The organism is Microbacterium sp. A93, from assembly GCF_051842835.1.
In genome coordinates, this window is sequence record NZ_JBPXMT010000001.1 from 26,423 (window position 1) to 47,189 (window position 20,767).

20 protein-coding genes are annotated in these 20,767 nt (G+C 64.4%); 15 read left to right on the forward strand and 5 right to left on the reverse strand.

The features are described 5' to 3' along the window. The first annotated feature begins 188 nt into the window (after positions 1 to 188). From ACSU1G_RS00150 to ACSU1G_RS00190, 9 genes are all read left to right on the forward strand, one after another. On the forward strand, positions 189 to 1,124 hold the full coding sequence (locus tag ACSU1G_RS00150) for a sugar-binding transcriptional regulator (RefSeq protein WP_439277883.1): 936 nt from the start codon (positions 189 to 191) through the stop codon (positions 1,122 to 1,124). Beyond that, positions 1,121 to 2,122 (forward strand): deoxyribose-phosphate aldolase, encoded by a 1,002-nt coding sequence (gene deoC / locus ACSU1G_RS00155; RefSeq protein WP_439277884.1) that lies wholly within the window; start codon positions 1,121 to 1,123, stop codon positions 2,120 to 2,122. The genes ACSU1G_RS00150 and deoC overlap by 4 nt, the downstream gene beginning before the upstream one ends. A gap of 13 nt (positions 2,123 to 2,135) precedes the next feature. Then, complete coding sequence (locus ACSU1G_RS00160) at positions 2,136 to 3,578, forward strand: aldehyde dehydrogenase family protein (protein WP_439277885.1); 1,443 nt, start codon at positions 2,136 to 2,138, stop codon at positions 3,576 to 3,578. Further along, positions 3,575 to 4,426: an aldehyde dehydrogenase family protein gene (locus ACSU1G_RS00165; protein WP_439277886.1), complete on the forward strand. Its 852-nt coding sequence runs from the start codon at positions 3,575 to 3,577 to the stop codon at positions 4,424 to 4,426. Before ACSU1G_RS00160 ends, ACSU1G_RS00165 begins: the two co-directional genes overlap by 4 nt. A 113-nt stretch (positions 4,427 to 4,539) precedes the next feature. Continuing rightward, positions 4,540 to 5,808, forward strand: coding sequence for an ATP-dependent Clp protease ATP-binding subunit ClpX (gene clpX / locus ACSU1G_RS00170; protein ID WP_439277887.1), 1,269 nt, complete (start codon positions 4,540 to 4,542; stop codon positions 5,806 to 5,808). 42 nt (positions 5,809 to 5,850) lie between these two features. Continuing rightward, entirely contained in the window at positions 5,851 to 6,360 is a 510-nt protein-coding gene (locus tag ACSU1G_RS00175; protein WP_439277888.1) for an NUDIX hydrolase, read from the forward strand. Positions 6,361 to 6,546: 186 nt separating this feature from the next. Then, positions 6,547 to 7,656, forward strand: a complete 1,110-nt coding sequence (locus tag ACSU1G_RS00180) for an epoxide hydrolase family protein (protein WP_439277889.1) — start codon at positions 6,547 to 6,549, stop codon at positions 7,654 to 7,656. Positions 7,657 to 7,743: 87 nt separating this feature from the next. Next, positions 7,744 to 7,953 carry a hypothetical protein gene (locus ACSU1G_RS00185; RefSeq protein WP_439277890.1) on the forward strand — a complete coding sequence of 70 codons (210 nt, stop codon included), beginning with the start codon at positions 7,744 to 7,746 and terminating at the stop codon, positions 7,951 to 7,953. Positions 7,954 to 8,051: 98 nt separating this feature from the next. Then, positions 8,052 to 8,885: a hypothetical protein gene (locus ACSU1G_RS00190; RefSeq protein WP_439277891.1), complete on the forward strand. Its 834-nt coding sequence runs from the start codon at positions 8,052 to 8,054 to the stop codon at positions 8,883 to 8,885. A 29-nt stretch (positions 8,886 to 8,914) separates the two neighbouring features. Here the strand turns inward: ACSU1G_RS00190 and ACSU1G_RS00195 are convergent, their stop codons facing one another. From ACSU1G_RS00195 to ACSU1G_RS00205, 3 genes are all read right to left on the reverse strand, one after another. Next, positions 8,915 to 9,334, reverse strand: coding sequence for a type II toxin-antitoxin system VapC family toxin (locus tag ACSU1G_RS00195; protein ID WP_439277892.1), 420 nt, complete (start codon positions 9,332 to 9,334; stop codon positions 8,915 to 8,917). Next, positions 9,331 to 9,564, reverse strand: coding sequence for a FitA-like ribbon-helix-helix domain-containing protein (locus ACSU1G_RS00200; protein ID WP_439277893.1), 234 nt, complete (start codon positions 9,562 to 9,564; stop codon positions 9,331 to 9,333). The genes ACSU1G_RS00195 and ACSU1G_RS00200 overlap by 4 nt, the downstream gene beginning before the upstream one ends. A gap of 336 nt (positions 9,565 to 9,900) precedes the next feature. Beyond that, complete coding sequence (locus tag ACSU1G_RS00205; RefSeq protein ID WP_439277894.1) at positions 9,901 to 11,952, reverse strand: M3 family metallopeptidase; 2,052 nt, start codon at positions 11,950 to 11,952, stop codon at positions 9,901 to 9,903. A gap of 83 nt (positions 11,953 to 12,035) precedes the next feature. Here ACSU1G_RS00205 and ACSU1G_RS00210 point away from each other — a divergent pair, with 83 nt between their 5' ends. Next, complete coding sequence (locus tag ACSU1G_RS00210; RefSeq protein ID WP_439277895.1) at positions 12,036 to 12,656, forward strand: ArsR/SmtB family transcription factor; 621 nt, start codon at positions 12,036 to 12,038, stop codon at positions 12,654 to 12,656. Then, positions 12,653 to 12,886: a hypothetical protein gene (locus ACSU1G_RS00215; protein WP_439277896.1), complete on the forward strand. Its 234-nt coding sequence runs from the start codon at positions 12,653 to 12,655 to the stop codon at positions 12,884 to 12,886. The genes ACSU1G_RS00210 and ACSU1G_RS00215 overlap by 4 nt, the downstream gene beginning before the upstream one ends. A 5-nt stretch (positions 12,887 to 12,891) precedes the next feature. Here ACSU1G_RS00215 and ACSU1G_RS00220 read toward each other — a convergent pair whose 3' ends face one another. Both ACSU1G_RS00220 and valS read right to left on the reverse strand, forming a co-directional pair. Beyond that, positions 12,892 to 13,107 (reverse strand): hypothetical protein, encoded by a 216-nt coding sequence (locus ACSU1G_RS00220; RefSeq protein WP_439277897.1) that lies wholly within the window; start codon positions 13,105 to 13,107, stop codon positions 12,892 to 12,894. After that, the gene (gene valS / locus ACSU1G_RS00225) at positions 13,107 to 15,698 is read right to left on the reverse strand and encodes a valine--tRNA ligase (RefSeq protein WP_439277898.1); all 2,592 of its coding nucleotides are present in this window, start codon (positions 15,696 to 15,698) and stop codon (positions 13,107 to 13,109) included. The genes ACSU1G_RS00220 and valS overlap by 1 nt, the downstream gene beginning before the upstream one ends. 169 nt (positions 15,699 to 15,867) lie before the next feature. Here valS and ACSU1G_RS00230 point away from each other — a divergent pair, with 169 nt between their 5' ends. The 4 genes from ACSU1G_RS00230 to ACSU1G_RS00245 are packed head-to-tail and all read left to right on the forward strand — an operon-like array spanning position 15,868 to position 20,742. Further along, complete coding sequence (locus tag ACSU1G_RS00230; protein ID WP_439277899.1) at positions 15,868 to 17,487, forward strand: ABC transporter substrate-binding protein; 1,620 nt, start codon at positions 15,868 to 15,870, stop codon at positions 17,485 to 17,487. A gap of 8 nt (positions 17,488 to 17,495) precedes the next feature. Further along, positions 17,496 to 18,437 (forward strand): ABC transporter permease, encoded by a 942-nt coding sequence (locus tag ACSU1G_RS00235; RefSeq protein WP_439277900.1) that lies wholly within the window; start codon positions 17,496 to 17,498, stop codon positions 18,435 to 18,437. After that, positions 18,434 to 19,246 (forward strand): ABC transporter permease, encoded by an 813-nt coding sequence (locus ACSU1G_RS00240; RefSeq protein WP_439277901.1) that lies wholly within the window; start codon positions 18,434 to 18,436, stop codon positions 19,244 to 19,246. The genes ACSU1G_RS00235 and ACSU1G_RS00240 overlap by 4 nt, the downstream gene beginning before the upstream one ends. Next, complete coding sequence (locus ACSU1G_RS00245; protein WP_439277902.1) at positions 19,243 to 20,742, forward strand: ATP-binding cassette domain-containing protein; 1,500 nt, start codon at positions 19,243 to 19,245, stop codon at positions 20,740 to 20,742. Before ACSU1G_RS00240 ends, ACSU1G_RS00245 begins: the two co-directional genes overlap by 4 nt. The last annotated feature ends 25 nt before the right edge of the window (positions 20,743 to 20,767 follow it).

The window sequence follows — 20,767 nt, forward strand, 5'->3', positions numbered from 1 at the left end:
GCTCGGAGGAATCCCGCGAAAACGTCCGAACTTGCTGCACATCTCCGCACGAAGCGCTCGCCTAAACGACGCGTCGAGCCGCCCGCGGAGCCGCGGATGCGCAGGGTGACGCGCATCCGGTGCTCATATGCGCAACAACGTGCGCGAGTGCGTGTTTACGCGTATTCTGGGCACGAGAGGAGGATGCCGTGGACGATGATCTGCTTGCGGTCCGTGTTGCCGAGCTCTATTACGACGAGAGCAAGACGCAGGACGAGATCGGTGCACTTCTGAAGATTTCGCGATGGAAGGTCGGGCGACTGCTCACCTATGCACGCGATGTCGGCATCGTCCGTATCGAGATCGTGCATCCTCGTGCTCGCCGACTGGGTCTTGAGCGTGAACTCGCCCAGCGATTCGGCCTTGCCGACGTCATCGTCGTTCCGGTTCCAGACGATGAGAGCAACACCCTCGACCGCGTCGCACAGGCAGCGGCCGATCATCTCGCAGCGCTTCGCCCAGTGCCGCGCACGCTCGCTGTGAGCTGGGGACGTACCCTCACCGCCGTCGCAGAGGCTCTGCCGGACGGCTGGGCCAGTGGCGTGACTGTTGTGCAGCTCAACGGGGGCGTGAGCCTGAACCGTCGCTCAGGGGGAGCGGCGAGCCTGGCCATGACCATCGCTCAGCGCGCCGGCGGGCAGGCGACGCTTCTTCCCAGCCCCGCCATTTTGGAACGTGCGGAAACGAAACAGGCGATCGAGGCGGATCGAACCGTCTCCGCCGTCTTGGAACAGGCCGTGGATGCGCAGACCTATCTTTACTCGGCGGGCCCAGCCGACGCGACCTCGGCGCACGTCGAGAACGGATACTTGAAGCCTGCTGACGTCGAGGAACTCGCGCGCCGAGGCGCCGTCGGGGACGTACTCGGACGCTACATCGACGCCGACGGCAACATCGTCGATCCGCAGCTCGACGCGCGCACGGTCGGGGTGAGCCTTGAACGATTGCGCAGCGCTGCGCAGGCGATCTTCGTCACTGCGGGGGCCGCGAAACACGACATCGCGCGTACAGTCGTCAACAGCGGCCTGTGCAGCGTTCTGGTGACCGATGAGACCACAGCCCGAGCATTGTTGGAGGAACGATGACAACCCAAGAACTCTCCCGCCGCTCTGCGGTGGATGTGCTGGGCGGAGAGCCCGATGACGCCACGCTGCGTCGCTTCCTGCACGGACTTCCCGGTGTAGATGCCACAGGCCTCGAGCAGCGTGCTGCCAGCTTCGGCACACGCTCAATCAAGACGACATCGAAGGCCTGGGCGATCGACAAGATCATCTCGCTGATCGACCTCACCACGCTCGAGGGTGCGGATACTCCCGGCAAGGTGCGCTCGCTCGTTGCCAAGGCGAAGACTCCGGATGCGTCAGATCAGTCCACTCCGCTCGTCGCGGCTGTCTGCGTGTACGGCGACATGGTCGGCTACGCCGTTGAGGCGCTGGGTAGCGTTCATGGTGACCCAGACGACGGCAAGATCTCGGTCGCCGCCGTTGCGACTGCATTCCCCAGCGGTCGCGCCTCGCTCGCCATCAAACTCGCTGACACGGCGGAGGCGGTCGCCGCTGGCGCCGACGAGATCGATATGGTCATCGACCGAGGTGCGTTCCTCTCCGGTCGCTATGGCATGGTCTTCGATCAGATCGCCGCGGTGAAGGAAGCCTGCCGTCGCGCCGACGGCAGCTCCGCCTCCCTCAAGGTGATCCTCGAGACCGGTGAGCTGAACACGTACGACAACATCAAGCGCGCCTCCTGGCTGGGCATCCTCGCCGGCGGTGACTTCATCAAGACCTCTACCGGCAAGGTGCAGCCGGCCGCCACACTGCCGACGACGCTGCTCATGCTCGAGACTGTGCGCGACTGGCACCGTGACACCGGCGAGAAGATCGGTGTTAAGCCCGCCGGCGGCATCCGCACGTCCAAGGACGCAATCAAGTACATCGTCACCGTCGCAGAAACCGTCGGCGAGGAATGGCTGCAGCCGCATCTGTTCCGCTTCGGCGCTTCGAGTCTGCTCAACGATGTGCTGCTGCAGCGTCAGAAGCTGACCACCGGCCACTACTCCGGCCCCGACTACGTCACGATCGACTAAAGGGAACAGAAACATGTCATTCCTGGAATATGCCCCAGCGCCTGAATCCAAGGCGATCCTGAACCTGCGCGACAGCTACGGTCTGTTCATCGACGGCGACTTCGTGGACGGCTCTGGCCCCAGCTTCAACACGATCTCACCTTCGGATGAGTCGCACATTGCTGAGATCGCCGGCGCCAACGATGAAGACATCGATCGTGCCGTCGCGGCCGCCCGCCGCGCGTACGACAAGGTCTGGTCGAAGATGAGCGGCCGCGATCGCGGAAAGTATCTCTTCCGCATCGCCCGCCTCGTGCAGGAGCGCGCTCGCGAACTCGCTGTCGCAGAGAGCCTCGACAACGGCAAGCCGATCAAGGAGAGCCGCGACGTCGACGTTCCGCTGGTCGCATCCTGGTTCTTCTACTACGCCGGTTGGGCAGACAAGCTCGACTACGCGGGCCTGGGTGCAAACCCTCGTGCGCTGGGTGTCGCGGGGCAGATCATCCCGTGGAACTTCCCGTTGCTGATGCTGGCGTGGAAGATCGCACCGGCCCTCGCTGCGGGCAACACGGTTGTGCTCAAGCCCGCCGAGACCACGCCGCTGACCGCGCTGATCTTCGCTGAGATCCTGCAACAGGCAGAGCTGCCCGCCGGTGTGGTGAACATCGTCACCGGTGCCGGTTCCACTGGCGCTACTCTGGTGCGGCATCCTGACGTCAACAAAGTCGCGTTCACCGGCTCGACCGGCGTTGGGCGCGACATCGCGCGTGCCGTTGCCGGCACCCAGAAGAAGGTCACTCTCGAGCTGGGCGGGAAGGCCGCGAACATCGTCTTCGACGACGCGCCGATCGACCAGGCCGTCGAAGGCATCGTCAACGGCATCTTCTTCAACCAAGGGCACGTGTGCTGTGCCGGCAGTCGTCTGCTGGTTCAGGAATCGATCCATGACGAGGTCATCGATCGCCTGAAGTCGCGTCTTTCCACGTTGCGTCTGGGAGACCCGCTCGACAAGAACACGGATATCGGTGCGATCAACTCCGCCGCCCAGTTGGCTCGTATCCACGAGCTCAGCGCCATCGGCGAGGCCGAAGGCGCAGAGCGCTGGACGGCCGACTGCGCCATCCCTGAGAAGGGGTTCTGGTTCGCGCCGACGATCTTCACCGGTGTCGAAGCATCCCATCGCATCGCCCGTGATGAGGTCTTCGGACCGGTGCTCTCCGTGCTGACCTTCCGTACACCTGCCGAGGCCATTGCCAAGGCGAACAACACGCCATACGGGCTGTCGGCGGGCATTTGGAGCGACAAGGGCTCGCGCATACTCGCCGTCGCCGACCAGTTACGTGCCGGTGTCATTTGGGCGAACACGTTCAACCGTTTCGACCCGGCCAGCCCGTTCGGTGGCTACAAGGAATCCGGATATGGCCGCGAGGGCGGCCGACATGGTCTCACCGCCTACCTGAAGGGGGCATCAGCATGAGCAAGCGACTTGTTGTGCCGAAGACGTACAAGCTCGCCATCGGCGGAAAGTTTCCCCGCAGCGAGTCCGGCCGCACCTACGAGGTGCTCTCCGCCAAGGGTGCGTTCCTCGCGAACGCGGCGAAGGGCTCTCGCAAGGATGCTCGGGATGCCGTGGTGGCAGCCCGCTCGGCTGTGAAGGGCTGGTCAGGAGCGACGGCATACAACCGTGGCCAGGTGTTGTACCGGGTCGCCGAGGTCCTCGAGGGGCGGCGTGCGCAGTTCATCGACGAGATCGTGGCGCAGGAGGGTGTTTCTGCTGCCGCGGCCGGCACACAGGTCGATGACGCCATCGATCTGTGGGTTTGGTACGCGGGCTGGTGCGACAAGTACGCCCAGGTCGCCGGCAATGCTAACCCGGTATCGGGTCCGTACTTCAACATCTCCGTGCCTGAGCCGACCGGCGTTGTGGCGATCGTCGCACCGCAGGACTCCGCGCTGCTCGGTCTGGTCTCCGTTGTTGCCCCCGCGCTTGTGGCGGGCAACACTGTGGTTGTGGTGGCCAGCGAGCAGCATCCGCTTTCGGCGATCAGTCTTGCCGAGGTGCTCGCCACGAGCGATGTGCCGGGGGGAGTGGTGAATGTGATCACCGGATCGCCCGCCGAAATCGCACCGTGGCTCGCGTCGCACGCTGACGTCAACGCGCTCGATCTGGCAGGGGCCGGTGCTCTCGAATGGGTGGACATGCAGATCGCTGCGGCCGACACTCTCAAGCGCGTGCTCACGCCGGGTGAAGTGACGGCGTCGCCGGAGCGGATCGCAGCCTTCACCGAGACCAAGACGGTGTGGCACACCAAGAGCTTGATCTGACTCGAGCTGATCTGAGCTGACGGGATCCGGCCTGAGCCGCGCCAATGCGGCTCAGTGTCTGAGGGAGCGGTTAGGCTCGAAGGAGTTTCTCAGACTCCCCAAGGAGGACGCGCATGGCCCGAATCGGTGAAAGCGCTGACCTATTTAAGTGCTCGTTCTGCGGAAAGAGCCAGAAACAGGTGCAGCAGCTCATCGCTGGCCCCGGTGTGTACATTTGCGACGAATGCGTCGAGTTGTGCAACGAGATCATCGAAGAGCGGATGGCGGAGTCCTCCGCCGACGGCGTCGCTGACTTTGATCTGCCCAAGCCACGCGAGATCTTCGCGTTCCTCGAGGAATACGTGGTCGGGCAAGAGCCTGCGAAACGGTCTCTTGCCGTTGCGGTCTACAACCACTACAAGCGCGTCCGCGCGCACGGCACGCTTCAGCTCGCCGAGCAGAAGGCCGAAGAAGTCGAGATCGCAAAGAGCAACATTCTGCTCATCGGTCCGACCGGTTGTGGCAAGACTTACCTCGCTCAGACATTGGCGAAGCGGCTGAACGTCCCGTTCGCAGTGGCAGATGCCACGGCATTGACTGAGGCCGGATACGTCGGTGAGGATGTGGAAAACATCCTCCTCAAGCTCATCCAAGCCGCGGATTACGATGTGAAGCGCGCCGAGCAGGGCATTATCTACATCGACGAGATCGACAAGATCGCCCGCAAGGCCGAGAATCCTTCGATCACTCGTGACGTCTCCGGTGAGGGCGTGCAGCAGGCGCTGCTGAAGATCATTGAAGGCACGGTTGCGTCTGTTCCGCCGCAGGGCGGTCGCAAGCACCCGCACCAGGAGTTCCTGCAGATCGATACGACGAACGTGTTGTTCATCGTGGCGGGGGCCTTTGCCGGTCTCGAAGATATCGTCTCGTCGCGTGTCGGAAAGCACGGTATCGGCTTCGGTGCCCCGCTGCACGACAAGACCAAGGATCTCGACCTGTTCAGCGAGGTTCTGCCTGAAGACCTGCACAAGTTCGGTCTGATCCCGGAGTTCATCGGGCGGCTGCCCATCGTCGCGTCGGTTTCTCCGCTGGATCAGGATGCGCTGATGGAGATTCTCACCGCTCCTCGCAACGCTCTGGTGAAGCAGTACCAGCGCATGTTCGAGATCGACGGTGTCGAGCTCGAGTTCGAAGAAGACGCGCTCCGATCGATCGCCGACCTCGCCGTGGATCGCAAGACGGGTGCACGTGGCCTGCGCGCGATCCTTGAAGACGTGCTCGGTCCGATCATGTTCGAGATTCCGTCTGCCGAAGACGTGAAGAAGGTCATCGTCACGCGTGCGGCCGTCGATGATGGCGCGGCACCGACTATCGTGCTGGAGCGCAAGCGTAAGAGCGCGTAGGCGCCCGGATTCTCTGACGGCTCGACGCCAGCACCCTGGGTGGTGGCACGCAGCGAGATGATCGTTGCCGACCGCTGGATTCGGCTGCGCGCCGATGAGTGCGTCGACGTCGCCGGTCGTACCATCTCTCCGTACTATGTGCTCGAACCGAGCGAATGGATCTCGGTTCTGGCGGTGAACCTCGATGGCGACGCGATCATCGTTGAGGAGTACCGCCACGGAGCCGGGATAGTTGCTCTGGGTACGATCGGTGGCGGTGTAGAGCCGGGAGAAGATCCGCGCGACGCCGCCGTGCGGGAGCTGCGCGAGGAGACCGGGTACGAAGCTCAGGAGATCGTGGACCTCGGTGCGACCTGGGCGAACTTCGGGAACCACACGAATCGTGTCCACCACTTCCTCGCTCGTGGTTGCACGCGGGTGGCAGAGCAGAGCCTCGATGGAGGCGAGATCATCACCGTGCATCTGCTGCCGGCCGAAGGTCTGGGTGATCGACTGGAGCAGAGCTTCCATCAGCTGACCTGGTACAAGGCTTTGCAGCAACTGCAGTCCTGACGAAGTGCGGCGGGCGTGCGCCTGCGGACTGGCCGGGCACAACTGCGGACGTCACCCGCGACACGCCGGGGAACGGGCCGCCTGAAACGGCGTGTTGGGCCTCGGCTCCGAAGTTGTGCTCGTTCGAATGAGACGGACGTCGGGTGCAAGCTCCTGAATGTCCGCGGCGGGGATTACAGTGCCGCTATGCGAAGCTTCCAGATCTCGATCCCTGACGACATCATCGTGGACGTGCGCGAGCGGCTCTCGCATTCGCGCCTGCTGCCCGACTCGCCGCGACGCCCGGAGACGGGGATGTCGGCGGTATACCTGCGAGAGCTCGTCGAATCCTGGGCCGAGTTCGACTGGCGTGCACGCGAGGAATGGCTGAACCAGCATCCGCAATTCATCACCGAGGTCGACGGCACCGACGTCCACTTCGTCCATCTGCGATCTGAACGAGCTGATGCTCCGGCGCTGCTGGTGATGCACGGATGGCCGCACACCTTCGCACTCCAGCTGGAGTTCGCCCGGCTGCTGCCGGATTTCCACGTGATCATTCCGAGCATGCCTGGATTTGCGTTCTCCGCGCCGTACGCCGGAACTATGACAGAGGGCGTGATGGCGCGACTGATGCACACGCTGATGACCGACGCGCTCGGCTATGAGCGGTATCTCACCTACGGCGAGGACATCTCAGCCAATGTGAGCGACCTGATCGCGTCGTCGTATCCCGGCCAGGTGCAGGGGATTCTTGCGACGCATTCGCATTTCGGCACGGACGATGAGCGTGCGGCCATCGAAGATCCAGAAGCGCGAGCGTTCTTCGATCGGTTGGCGGCGAGCGGTGGGCCGGACGGCGCTTACGGTCATGTGCAGGGCACCCGCCCTGACACTTTGGCCGCGGGGCTGAACGATTCGCCAGCGGGCCTCATCGCGTGGATCGCGGAGAAGCTCGTGGAATGGAGTGATACCCCGACGAGTCAGCCGGAGACGCTTGAGCGCAGAATCTCGCGGGACCGCATCATCACCGAGGCGATGATCTATTGGGCCACGCAAAGCATCGCCACCTCGTTCAGACGATACTTCGACACCGGTGAAGATGAGCGCATACTGCCCGTCGAGGTGCCGGCGGCGGTCGCGATCCAGCGGCACGAACATGATTATCCGGAGAGTGTCGCTCGGAGCTTCTACCGCGACCTGCGCTCTTTTGATCGGCTGCCGGAGGGCGGGCATTTCACCGTCGCAGAGGTGCCGCAGGAGATGGCGACGCGGATGCGCGACTTCGCGCGGGAGCTCGGACTGCTCTCCGCGTAGGCGCAGTGGGTTGCGCATCCACCGCAGACTCTTCGAATGTGACCAGGCCTGGAGTAGAGTCGGGCGCAATAGCGAGGGGACGTTGAAATGATCCGTCAAACGACACGTGGCCGGTCGATGCTCCTGGTGGCTGCGATTCTCGCACTCTTGCTGTCCGTGGGCTTCAACTTCTCCGAGACTGGAATCAGCTGGTTCTGGACAGCAGCGCCGTTGGTCGGCGCCGGTCTGCTGGTGCTCAGCGGGCTACTTGGCGTCAGCTACGTCCTACTGGGCAGTCGCTCGGTGCGTGCGGAGTAGCCGACTTTGTGCGCTCAGCAGGACGTAGGGCCCACCGTCGCGGTGGGGTGCGAACGCACGCGTGTGAGACGAATGCCTGCGGTGGGACACTTTCTGGCATGAGAGCTTTTCGTTCGCAGTTGCTTGTCTCAGCCAGTGTGCTGCTTTCGCTGCTGGCCTGCGCCGGGTGTGCGGTAGGCGCCGGCTCTGCTCCTCCGACCAACGCAGGCTCGACTCCTCCGATCAGCACAGGCTCGCCCCCTCCGACCAGCGCACCGGACGAGTCCGCCGTCGCCTACGAGTGCAATGGCCGCCCAATCGACGCGGCGCGATACGACGCCGATGTGCGCGCCGACGAGCTCACCGGCGACGCCGCAGCCGCGCTCGCTTCCGTCGTCGATGACTTGGGCACCAGCGTCGCACCAGAAAATCTGAGCGAGTGGGTGGTGACGACCGAGAGCCCCACGAGCATCACCGTCCTCCGCCCGTATGACGCGATCGATGACAGCGGTGCGGACCACGACGTACGCGTGTTCGAAAAGATGGGTGACCTGCCGGCGACAGGAGAGGCTAGGTGGATGCTCACGAGCAGTGCATCGTGCGCGCTCGCAATCGACCCCGCGCCGCTCACGCCGGCCGAGGTGAACCTTGATCGGGCCGCGCTGCCGGTTCCCGACGCTACCGAGCTGGCTCTGCTCGTCACCGAGCGCGCCTGCAACAGCGGGATGGATGCGGCAGGCCGGGTCGAACTGATAGCCCTGGAGGAGACCGAGGACGCGGTCATTGTCCATATCGCCGTGCGACCGGACGATGACGGTGCGGCGACGTGCCAGAGCAACCCGCCGACGCCGTTCACAGTCGAGTTGGATTCCCCGCTGGGGGACCGGGAGATCATGAACGGCGCTTTGATCGTGCCGCGTCCACTCGACGTGCTGGGATCGTTTGGTGAGTGATCGGGTGCCAGGTCTGGAATAGGACGTGATCAAAGCTCGAACGGATTGATCACATGCAGGCCCGCAGCAAAGAACGGCGTGACATCGCGCGTCGCGATCGACAGTTGGTGTGCGGAGGCGGTGGCTGCGATGAGCCCGTCAAGAGCCGCGATCACGATTCCTTGTCGTCGCGCGTCGGCTCTGAGCCTGGCATAGCGAAGACTGGCCGCGTCATCGAAGCCAATGATGCGACCCGCGAAGTGGGGCAGTAACTCGGTTTCGAATCGTTCGTGGAGTTGGGAGCGACGATGCCCGTCTGGAAGAAGGGCGATCCCATAGCGGATCTCAGCGAGTGAGATCGTGCTCAGATGAAGCGTTGTCGGATCCTGTCTGTCCCACCAATCCGCGACAGCAGGATTCGGTGCGCTGCGCATCGGCTCGGCGATAACGTTCGTATCGACCAGGATCATGACAGGTCGACCGGGTCGCGATCTTCAGCGCCGCGATCGAAGTCGAGATCGACTCCGCCCACGCTCAGGCCAATATCAGTGAGGAGAGTCCCGAGCTTTGCGCGCGGGGCAACCGCGGAATCGAGGATCGCGCGTACTTCCGCTTCTGTGCTGCGCTGGTTGCTGACTGCGCGAGCTTTCAACGCGCGGTGAGTCTCCTCCGACAGATTGCGGATCGTGATCGCGGACATAGTTGCTCACCTCACAGTGATATCAGTACAGGCTAATGATATCACTGCCTTACCCACTCGGCGATGAGGAGCCTGTCCACGTCATCCGACCAGGTCATGGATCGGGCGATCGTGAACTGGTGAGCGGCGGCCGTCGCTGTCAGTAGCTCCAGCGACTCGAACGGTAGGTGGTCGGTCGGGTACGTGTGCGTCTTGCGCAGCGAGCCACCTCGACCGCAGTCACATCAGCGAAATCGGCGACAGCGGACGCGAGCTCACGATGCATCGTACTGTCGTCATAGGTCGCAGACCGTGCGTCGAATGCGCGGCTGATGGTCTTGAGTCGCTCGGGGTCCATCAGCCGTCGAGCCCGCGGCGCTTCAGCAACGGCGCGATGTCGGCGTCGCGGCCGCGGAAGTCGCGGTATGCCTCGAGGGGATCCTTCGACCCGCCCACGCCGAGCAGGCGAGCGCGGAAGCGGTCACCGTTCTCGCGGGTGAGACCGCCGTTCTCGCGGAACCATTCCACGGTGTCGGCATCAAGCACCTCGCTCCAGATGTACGAGTAGTACCCGGCGCTGTAGCCGCCGGAGAACACGTGCGCGAAGTACGTCGAGGAGTAGCGCGTTGGAACAGCCGGGTTGTCGAGCCCGATCTCCGCGAGTGCCGCCGATTCGAATGCCACGACGTCATCGACAGCAGAATCCGCAGAGACCCGATGCCAGGCCTGATCCAGCCACGCCGCAGCGAGATACTCGCTCGTGTCATGACCCTGATTGAACGTCTCCGTCGCACGCAGGCGCGCCACGATCGCAGCATCCAGCGATTCTCCGGTCTCGAAGTGGCGCGCGTAGTTGTCGAGCACCTCTGACCAGAGGATCCACATTTCGTTGACCTGACTCGGGAACTCCACGAAGTCGCGGAACACGTTCGTCCCGGCGAAATGCGGGTAGGTGACCGTCGCGAACAGCCCGTGCAGCGCATGGCCGAACTCGTGGAACAGCGTCGTCACCTCATCGAGCGTGAGCAGCGTCGGCTGCCCGTCGCCCGGCTGCGACACGTTGAGGTTGTTGACGACGACGGGCGCAGTTCCGCGCAGAGTGGACTGGCTGACGATCGGGTTCATCCATGCGCCGCCGCGCTTGGAATCACGCGTGTACAGGTCGAGAACGTAGAGTCCGAGCGCGCTGCCCTCTGGGTTGTGCACTTCGAACACCCGAGCACCGGGGTGATAGGCGACGAGGTCGTTACGCTCGGCGAACGTCACGCCGTACAGCTGGGTCGCGGCGTAGAACACGCCGTCCTGCAGCACCCGCTCGGCCTCGAACCAGGGGCGAAGTGCCGCCGTGTCGATGTCGTACTTCGCCGTACGCACCTTCTCCGTGTAGAACGCCCAGTCGTGGGCTTCCAGGGTGAAGGGTGCCGGCTCGGTCTCGTCGATGATCGCCTGCAGTGCGGCCTGTTCGGCGCCTGCGTTGGATGCCGCGGCCGGGGCGAGCCGGTGCAGAAGGTCAGATACTGCTTCGGCCGTTTTTGCCGTCTCATCCGCCGTGACGTAGGCCGCGTGGGACGAGTATCCGAGCACCGACGCACGTTCCGCGCGCAGCGCGACGATCTCGGTCAGCACGGAACGGTTGTCGTTGGCGTTCCCGCGCGCAGCACGGACGCGGGATGCTTCCATGATGCGCCGGCGGCTCTCACGATTGGTGAGGGATGCCAGATACGGATGCCCGGTGAACAGCGGCAGCGAGATCAGGAAGCCGCCTTTGTGGCCGTGATCCGTCGCAGCGCGGGCGGCAGCGGACAACTCGCCGTCCGCCAGACCATCGAGCTCCTCGGCGCTTTCGAAGTACACCGCAAGATCGTTGGTGTCGGCGAGCAGATTCTTCTCGAAGGTGTTGGTGAGCGTCGACAGCTTCTGGTTCAGCGCCGTCAGAGTCTGCTTCGCCTCATCATCGAGCCCGGCACCTGCGTGGGTCATTTCTCGGAAATGCCGCTGCACGAGGTAGGCGCTCTCCGCATCGAGCTCGAGCTGATCCAACCGTTCGTGCAACGTCTTGACGCGCCAGTAAAGCTGCGCGTCGAGGCGGATCGCGTCGTCGTGCGCTGACATGAGAGGCGCGAGTTCCTCATCGATCGCCTGAATCTCATCCGTGGCATCCGCCGAGCTCACGGTATAGAACGCGTGCGCAACGCGCTCGAGCATGTCGCCGGACTGCTCGAGCGGCACCATCGTGTTCTCGAACGTCGGCATCGAGCGCACCATCGTGATGCGCCGAATCTCGGCGAGGTGCTCCTCGAACGCCGCCTGGAATGCCGGGAGATAGTGCTCCGGGCGGATGTTCGCGTAATCCGGCAGCGCGTAGGGGAGAGCGGATGGCGTCAGGAGCGGGTTTACAGCGTCGGTCATGACATCGAGCCTACGACCCGGCATCGACACACCAATGCAAAGAAACACTTGCAAAGATCTCTTTGCAAAGGTATCTTTGCATTATGGCCGAGAACGAGAAGACCCCCACCGCAGCTGAACGACGCGTGCTGGATATCGGCGCACTGCGTGCGCTGTCGCATCCGCTGCGTGTGCAGATCTTCGATATCCTCGCTCAGGAAGGTCCGCAGACTGCCAGTACTCTGGCCGAGATGCTGGGGGAGTCATCTGGCGCGACCAGCTATCACCTGCGCTCCCTGGCAAGCCACGACCTCATTCGCGAGGTTGAGGGTGACCGTAGCGGCCGTGAGCGGTGGTGGGAGCGCCCGGTTGGCGGCGTCGTCTACGACTCGCGTGCAGTGCAGGGTTCGCCGGCCGGTGAAGCAGCACTCCAAGTGGCCGTTGCCGAAGCACTTCGCCGGCGCCACGAAGAGCTCATGGAGTTTTTCACAAGCCGCATCGACAAGGAGACAGCGGAGTGGGCTGACACGAGTAAGTCAATGACGACCGGCATCAGTATGACTGCAGCGCAGACGGTCGAGCTCAGCGAGAAGATCGAAGCGCTCATGGACGAGGCCACAGAGAAGTACGGCAATCAGAAGGGGGCGGGTGTCAGACGCGTCAGTGTGCGTGCCGACATCTTCCCGCTCAAGAACCTCACAACGAAAAAGGAGTCCGCATCATGAGCGCAGTAGCCATCACCCGTACTTACGCCGTGCCGCGTGGCGCGAACAGTATCGAGCGCGCGTCGATTCGACTTGCTGCGGCGATGGCCCGATGGGCCACCACTCGCGCAGAGCGCCGACAGGATCGTCATGAAGTGATGCTGGCGTTGATCAAGGACGAGCAGACCAGCAAGCCAGACCCGCGCGCGACCGATCATGCGCTCGCGCAGATGGGCATGCGACTGCGCTGAGCTGATTAGTCCTCGAATGGGCGGGCGACGACATCGCCGGATGCAGTGAGGAAGACTTCCCACCCGGCATCCAGCTCCGCGATCGGTCGGCCTTCCAGCCAGGTGAGAGTCCAGTGCCCTTCGAGGCCGCGTGCCTCCACCTCCGCGATCGCCGGCCGCAGGACGGCGGGAACGGATGCCGGAGCATCCGCACCTGCCGCCCAACGCGTACCCAGCTGCATCAGCTTTCCTCGACGGGAGCCAGCTCGATCTCGGTGACGGCCAGCTCGGCGCCCTCGACAAACGAGAGCTCGGCGATTCGGCCCACCGCCCGAAGATCGTCGGCTGCAGCGCGCACAGCCGCAAGCGTCGAGGCGGGAGCTGCGATCACCGCACGTGCGACCTGCGTCTTCTGCGAAGCCTTGGCTTCGGTCTTCGCGCGGCGGATGCCGATGAGCGCAGCACTGGCGGCAGTGAGGATCGACGGGTCGCCTCCGGCCAGGTCGCCGGCGGTTGGCCACGCTGCGGTGTGGATCGAACCGGATTCGAACCAGCTCCACGACTCTTCCGTCGCGAACGACACGACAGGGGCGAGCAGTCGAAGCAGCGTCGACAGGGCAATCCGCAGTGCGAGCGCGGCAGAAGGCTGGCCGACGTCGGTCTGGTCGTAGGCGCGCTCCTTCACGAGCTCGAGGTAGTCATCGCAGAACGTCCAGAAGAACGACTCGGTCACTTCCAGGGCTCGCGCGTGGTCGAACGCGTCGAATGCCTTGGTCGCATCCGCAACGACCTCGTCGAGCGTGGCGAGCATCGAGGCATCCAGCGCGTGCGTGACCTGTGCGCCCTCGGGTACGGGGAACGACAGCACGAACTTCGCGGCGTTCAGGATCTTGATCGCCAGACGTCGGCCGATCTTCATCTGCGTCGGGTTCTGCGGGTCGAACGCGGCATCCACGCCGAGTCTGCTGGAGGCTGCCCAGTAGCGCACAGCATCCGAACCGTGCTTCTCAAGGATGTCCGCCGGGGTGACCACGTTGCCCTTGGACTTGGACATCTTCTTGCGGTCGGGGTCGACGATGAAACCGGAAATCGAGGCGTGCTTCCACGGCGTGCGGCCGTCTTCGAGCGCGGAACGCAGCATGGTCGAGAACAGCCAGGTGCGGATGATGTCCTGCCCCTGCGGGCGCACGTCGAACGGTGCGACGAGCTTCCACAGGTTCTCGTCCCGCTGCCAGCCGCCGGCCAGCTGCGGGGTCAGTGACGATGTAGCCCAGGTATCGAGGATGTCGACCTCTGCCTCGAAGCCACCGGCCGCGCCGCGCTGCTCGGCGGTGTATCCCGCAGGAACGTCCACGGTCGGATCGATCGGCAGAGATGCGGCATCGGCCAGGATCACGCGGTCGAAATCGCGGTCACCGTTCTCATCCAGCCCGTACCAGACGGGTAGTGGCACGCCGAAGAAGCGCTGACGCGAGACGAGCCAGTCGCCGGTCAGGCCGCCGACCCAGTTCTCGTAGCGCACGCGCATGAAGTCCGGGTGCCAGGCGAGCTTGCGGCCGTGCTCGATGAGCTGGTCGCGCAGCTTCTCATCGCGCGCACCGTTGCGGATGTACCACTGGCGCGTCGAGACGATCTCGAGCGGGCGGTCGCCCTTCTCGAAGAACTTCACGGCGTGGTTGAAGGGCTTGGAAACCTCCAGCAGCTCACCGGACTCCTCAAGAAGCTCGGCGATACGCTTGCGGGCGCTGAACACCGTCTTGCCTGCCAGCTCCGCGTACGCGGCCTGTCCAGCATCCGAGATGATCGCCTCGGGCGCATCCGCGATCACTCGACCATCAAGGCCGAGGATCGCACGAATCGGAAGGTCGAGTTCGCGCCACCAGATCATGTCGGTGACGTCACCGAAGGTGCAGACCATCGCGATGCCGGATCCCTTGTCCTTCTGCGCGAGGTGGTGCGCGAGCACTGGTACCTCGATGTCGAACAGGGGAGTGCGAACGGTCGAGCCGAAGTACGGCTGGTAACGCTCATCGTCGGGGTGTGCCACGAGCGCGACACATGCGGCGAGCAGCTCAGGACGTGTCGTCTCGATGTGAATGTCGCCTGAGCCGTCGCTCTTGTGGAAGGCGAGGCGGTGGTAGGCGGCTGGCTGCTCGCGGTCCTCGAGTTCGGCCTGCGCGATCGCCGAGCGGAAGTCGACATCCCAGAGCGTCGGTGCGAGCGCCTGGTAGGCCTCGCCGCGTTCGTGGTTGCGGATGAAGCCGAGCTGGCTCTGGCGGATCGTCTCATCAGAGATCGTGCGGTAGGTCTGCGTCCAGTCGACGCTGAGGCCCATCTGACGGAAGACGTCTTCGAATTGCTTCTCGTCTTCGAGGGTGAGTTCTTCGCACAGCGCGATGAAATTGCGGCGGCTCACCGGCAGCTGATCGGCGGCCTTGAGGCTCTTCGCATCGCCGTGGAAGGGAGGGACGAAATCTGCGTCGTAGGGGAGCGTCGGGTCGCAGCGCACGCCGTAGTAGTTCTGCACACGACGCTCGGTCGGCAGGCCGTTGTCATCCCAGCCGATCGGGTAGAAGACGCTCTTGCCGCGCATGCGCTCGTAACGAGCCTTGACGTCGGTGTGCGTGTAGGAGAACACGTGACCGATATGGAGTGATCCGGATGCCGTGGGCGGCGGCGTGTCGATCGAGTAGACACCCTCGCGGCCGAGCTCAGCAGCACGCACGCGATCGAACAGGTACGTGCCCTGCTCTGCCCAGGCAGCATCCCACTTCGTTTCGAGACCTTCGAGAACGGGCTTGTCAGGGATCTGATTCTGTGCGGACGCGGCCATGAAGGTCTCCTTGCGCGATGTATGCGGCACTGTGTGAGCGTGCCTGAGTGTGAGGTGTGCTGACCATTCTAGCCAAGAGTGCGAGGGGGAGGAGCGGTCATAGTTCGACCCAGTCCAAGAAACCGCGGCTAGACTTGACCGACCCCTTTTCACCTTCCTGAGGACTTGCATGCCCACTCCGTTCGTGCGCCGTATTTTGTCCGCCACCGCCCTCACAGCGGCCGCTGCTCTTGTGCTCAGCGCATGCGCCGGCCCGGGTGATGAGAACGCTGCAGAAGGTGGCGGCGAGGTCGTCTGGGCGATCGAGGGTGCGAACCTTGCCGCCGGTCACATGGACCCGCAGACCAGCCAACTCGACGTGTCGAGTATGGTCCAGCGCGTCGTGCTCGATTCGCTGGTTTTTCAGGAAGCTGACGGTTCGTTCTCTGCATGGCTCGCGCAAGACTGGACTGTCTCGCCTGACAGCACCACGTACACGTTTGAATTGCGCGACGATGTCACCTTCACGGATGGTGAGCCATTCAACGCAGATGCCGTCAAGGCGAACTTCGACCGCATCGCCGACCCCGAGACGGCATCCGCCCAGGCGGCGAGTATGCTCGGCGGCGAGTTCTACGCCGGCACCAAGGTGCTGGGCGAATACGAAGTCGAAGTGAGTTTCTCGCAGCCCTATGCGCCGTTCTTGCAGGCCGCAAGCACGGCGCTGCTCGGGTTCTATTCTCCCGCCGTCCTGGAAAGCTCCGCCGATCAGCTCAAGGCCGGCGGGCCCGGTATCAACGTCGGCACCGGGCCGTTCGAGCTCACCGAGTACACGCCGGACCAAGAGATCGTCTACACCCGCAACCCTGATTACGCCTGGGGTCCGGATGGCGCCGAGGCTGCGCAGTTCCAGACGCTGCGGGTCGAGATCCTGCCGGAGGCGTCCGTGCGTGCCGGCGTCGTGGAAAGCGGTGAGGCCGACCTGGCCAGCAATCTGCCGCCGAACCTCGCCGTCGAACTGCCGGACACACTCACGGTCGACGCGAACGAGTACCCCGGCCTGCCGTATTCGCTGTACCTGAACGAGGCCTACGGCGTCTTCGCGGACGAGAAGGTGCGTCAGGCGTTCGCCCGCGGCATCGACATCGACGCGGCAGTGGAAGAGATCTTCTTCGGCCAGTTCCCGCGTGCGTGGAGCATCCTCGGTTCGACGACTCCCGGATACGACGCGTCACTCGAAGGCAGCCTGCCGTTCGATCAGGACGAGGCGAACCGCCTGTTGGACGAGGCGGGGTGGACCGAGCGTGACAGCGACGGCATCCGCATGAAGGACAGTCAGCGACTCTCGGTGCGCTGGATCGCCTATACGCCGGTGTCGGACGACAACTCCGCACTCGGGAACGCGATTCAGTCGGATCTTGCCGACATCGGCTTCGAGGTCGTGCGCGAGGTGCTCGAACCCGGTGCCTACAACGAGCAGTATGGGCCGAAGACGTTCGACCTCACAGACTGGGGCTTCTCCGGCGTTGACGGCGACCTGCTGCGCAATCACCTGCACACCGATGGCTTCCAGAACGCTTCGCAGGTGAGCGATCCCGAGATCGATGCTCTGCTCGAGGAAGGCATCGCCACGAACGACGTTGAGGAGCGCGCCGCGATCTACCAGACGCTGCAGCAGTGGAATGCGCAATACACTGCGATCGTGCCGCTCTACAGCCCGTCGCTCATCACCGCCATGAACGACACCATCTCGGGTCTCGAGTACGACCTGTACGGCCGTCCGCTGTTCTACGAGGTCACGGTCGGCTGAGTGCCTGCGTGAAACGCCTCCTCATCCGGATCGCGGAGCTCGCGGCATCCGTCATCATCGTCCTGTGGGGCGCGGCGACGCTCGCATTCCTCGCATTCCGAGTGATTCCGGGTGACCCTGTTTCGGTAATGCTGGGGCCGCAGGCCCAGGTGAGTGAGGCTGTGAAGGATGGCATCCGGGCGGAGTTGGGCCTGGATCGGCCTCCACTGGAGCAGTACTTGTCGTACCTCGGCCAGCTCCTGCAGGGAAACCTTGGCGAGTCGTACCAGCTGCGGATGCCGGTGACCGAGGTGATCGGTCGCCAGCTCGGATCCACGCTGCAGCTGACGGCGCTGGCATTCGTGATCGCCGTGGTGCTCGCGCTCGCGGTGGCACTGTTCGTCCGCGGGAGGGTGTCGCGGGGAATCGTCGCCGGCATCGAGCTGATCGTGCTGTCGTCTCCGGTGTTCTGGATCGGGCTCCTACTGCTCAGCATCTTCGCGTTCGGGCTGGGCTGGTTCCCGGTGGCGGGCACGCGCAACCCCGCGACAATCGTTCTACCGGCGATCACCCTGGCGCTGCCGGTCGCAGCTCTCCTCGGCCAGGTACTGCGCGACGGCATCGAGGCGGCCGAACGTCAGCCGTGGGCGATGACCGTGCGGGCGCGCGGCGCCGGTCAGGTTCGGCTCACAGCCCACCACACGCTGCGCCACGGTGCGGCAGGAGCGCTCACTCTGACGGCGTACCTCATCGGCTCGCTGCTGGGCGGCGCGGTGCTGGTCGAGACGGTGTTCGCCAGGCCAGGGCTGGGGCGCGTGACGCTCGCGGCGATCACTGATCGCGACCTACCGGTGATCACGGGAATCATCCTGTTCAGCGCCGTCGTGTTTGTGGTCGTGAACCTTCTCGTCGAGCTGTTGCATCCGCTGCTTGACCCGCGGCAACGCCGTGTGCGGGAGGCATCCACATGAACGCCGCTCGACGCCTCCTGCTGTGGAGTGCCCTGCTCGTACTCGCCGTGGTGGCGGTCATGGCGTTGGTGCCGCAGGTGCTCGCCACTCATGACCCGCTTCGCACCGATGTGCGCGCAGCGCTGGAGGCGCCCAGCGTGGCGCACCTGTTCGGTACCGATCAGAGTGGGCGCGACGTGTTCTCCCGCGTCGTGTACGGCGCGGGGCGTTCGGTGGGGATCGGATTGCTCGCCACCAGCCTGGCGCTGGTGATCGGACTCGTCGCCGGCTCGCTCTCCGGCATCGCGCCGAGAGTCGTGGATGCCACGGCGATGCGCATCACCGACGTGCTGCTCGCCTTCCCGGAGTTTCTCGTCGCCCTGGTGGTGGTGGCGATCCTCGGGCCGGGGCCGACGAATGTCGCCATCGCTGTGACGATCGCCGCGGTGCCGGTGTACGTGCGGCTCGCGAGAGTGCAGACGCAGTCGCTCGCGCTTGCCGAGCATGTTGAGGCCGCCCGCATCCTCGGGGTGCGCCCGATGCGCGCGTTCACGCGACACGTGATTCCTGGCGTGCTCGGGTCGCTCAGCGTGCTGGCGACGATCGGGATCGGCTCCAGCATCCTCGCGGCCGCCGGCCTCAGTTTTCTCGGTCTCGGGCCCATCGAGCCATCGCCAGAGTGGGGCCTCATGCTCTCGGGTGGGAGAAATGCTCTCGGGACGGCATGGTGGATCGCCGTGTTCCCCGGCATCGCGATCACGCTGACCGTGGTGTCAGCGGCCATCGTCGGCCGCACGCTGCGGGCGCGGGCCGAAGGGAGGCCCTCATGAGTGCGTTGCAGGTTGAGGGCCTGTCGGTCATGATCGGCGGGGCGTTCCTTGTCGAGAACGTGTCGTTTGAGGTCGCACCGGGTGAATGCCTGGCGATCGTGGGGGAGTCGGGTGCGGGCAAGTCCCTCACGGCGTCCGCGCTGCTCGGGCTGACTCCCGACTCGGCGCGCGTCACGGCCGACGTGCTGACCGTGGATGGCGTCGATGCGCGAGGGTTCTCCGATTCCGAATGGCGGGGACTGCGGGGTAACCGCATCGGTCTGGTCTCGCAGGATGCCCTGGTGTCGCTGGATCCGCTGCGCCGCATCGGGGCCGAGGTTGCCGAGCCGCTGGCGATCCACACGCGGTTGTCACGCGGCGAGCGCCGAACGCGTGCGGAGGATCTGCTGGAATCGGTGTCGATGCCGGATGTCGCCCGTCGCGCTGCGCAGTATCCGCATGAGCTTTCGGGCGGACTGCGTCAGCGCGCACTGATCGCCTCGGCGCTCGCAGGGGACCCGGCTGTCCTTGTGGCGGATGAGCCGACCACCGCTCTGGATGCCACGGTGCAGGCGCGGGTGCTGACACTGCTGCGTTCGATTGCGGATGCCGGCACCGCCGTCGTCTTCATCAGCCACGACTTCGCGGCCGTGCGCCGAGTGGCAGATCGCGTGCTCGTGATGCGATCGGGGCGTGTGATCGAAGAGGGCACGGTGGCAGATGTGCTGGATGCTCCGCAACAGGACTACACGCGGGAACTCATCGCCGCGAGCATCCATCAGCCTCGTGTCGATCGATTCGGCCTGGGCGAGCCGGTACTGGTTGCTGTCGAGGTTTCCAAGACTTTCTCTGGGGTACCAGCTGTCGCCGAGGCCTCGTTCACGCTACTGAAAGGCCAGACACTCGGAATCGTGGGGGAGTCCGGTTCGGGAAAGACAACCCTCGCCCGCATGATCGTGGGCGTCGCGACACCGGATGGCGGAAGCCTGCGCTGGCACGGGGAGCATCGTGTGCAACTCGTGCATCAGAACCCGCTGGGTGCGTTCGACCCGCGGTGGACGATCGGGAGATCACTGCGGGAGGCGCTCGAAGCAGGTGGCGTCCCGCGCGCGGCACGTGCAGCACGTGTCGCGGATCTGCTGGCTGAGGTGGATCTCTCGGCGCAACTTGCTCTGCGCAGGCCTGCCCAAGTGTCTGGTGGTCAGCGTCAACGGGCAGCGATCGCACGGGCGCTCGCCGCGGATCCGGATGTGCTCGTACTCGACGAGCCGGTATCGGCACTGGACCCCTCAGTGCGGGAGAAAGTGTTGCAGCTGCTGCGGCGGCTGCAACGTGAACGCGAGCTCACGATAATCTTCGTGTCGCACGACCTCGATGTGGTCGCGGCGGTCGCGGACGATGTTCTCGTGATGCAGGACGGCGTGGTCGTCGAGCAGGGACCTGTGGGCGAGGTGTTCGCCGCACCGCAGCATCCGTTCACCAGGGAGCTGCTCGCGGCAGCTTCTCCGATGACTTGACCGCGCGCTGCTATCAGCATTCTCA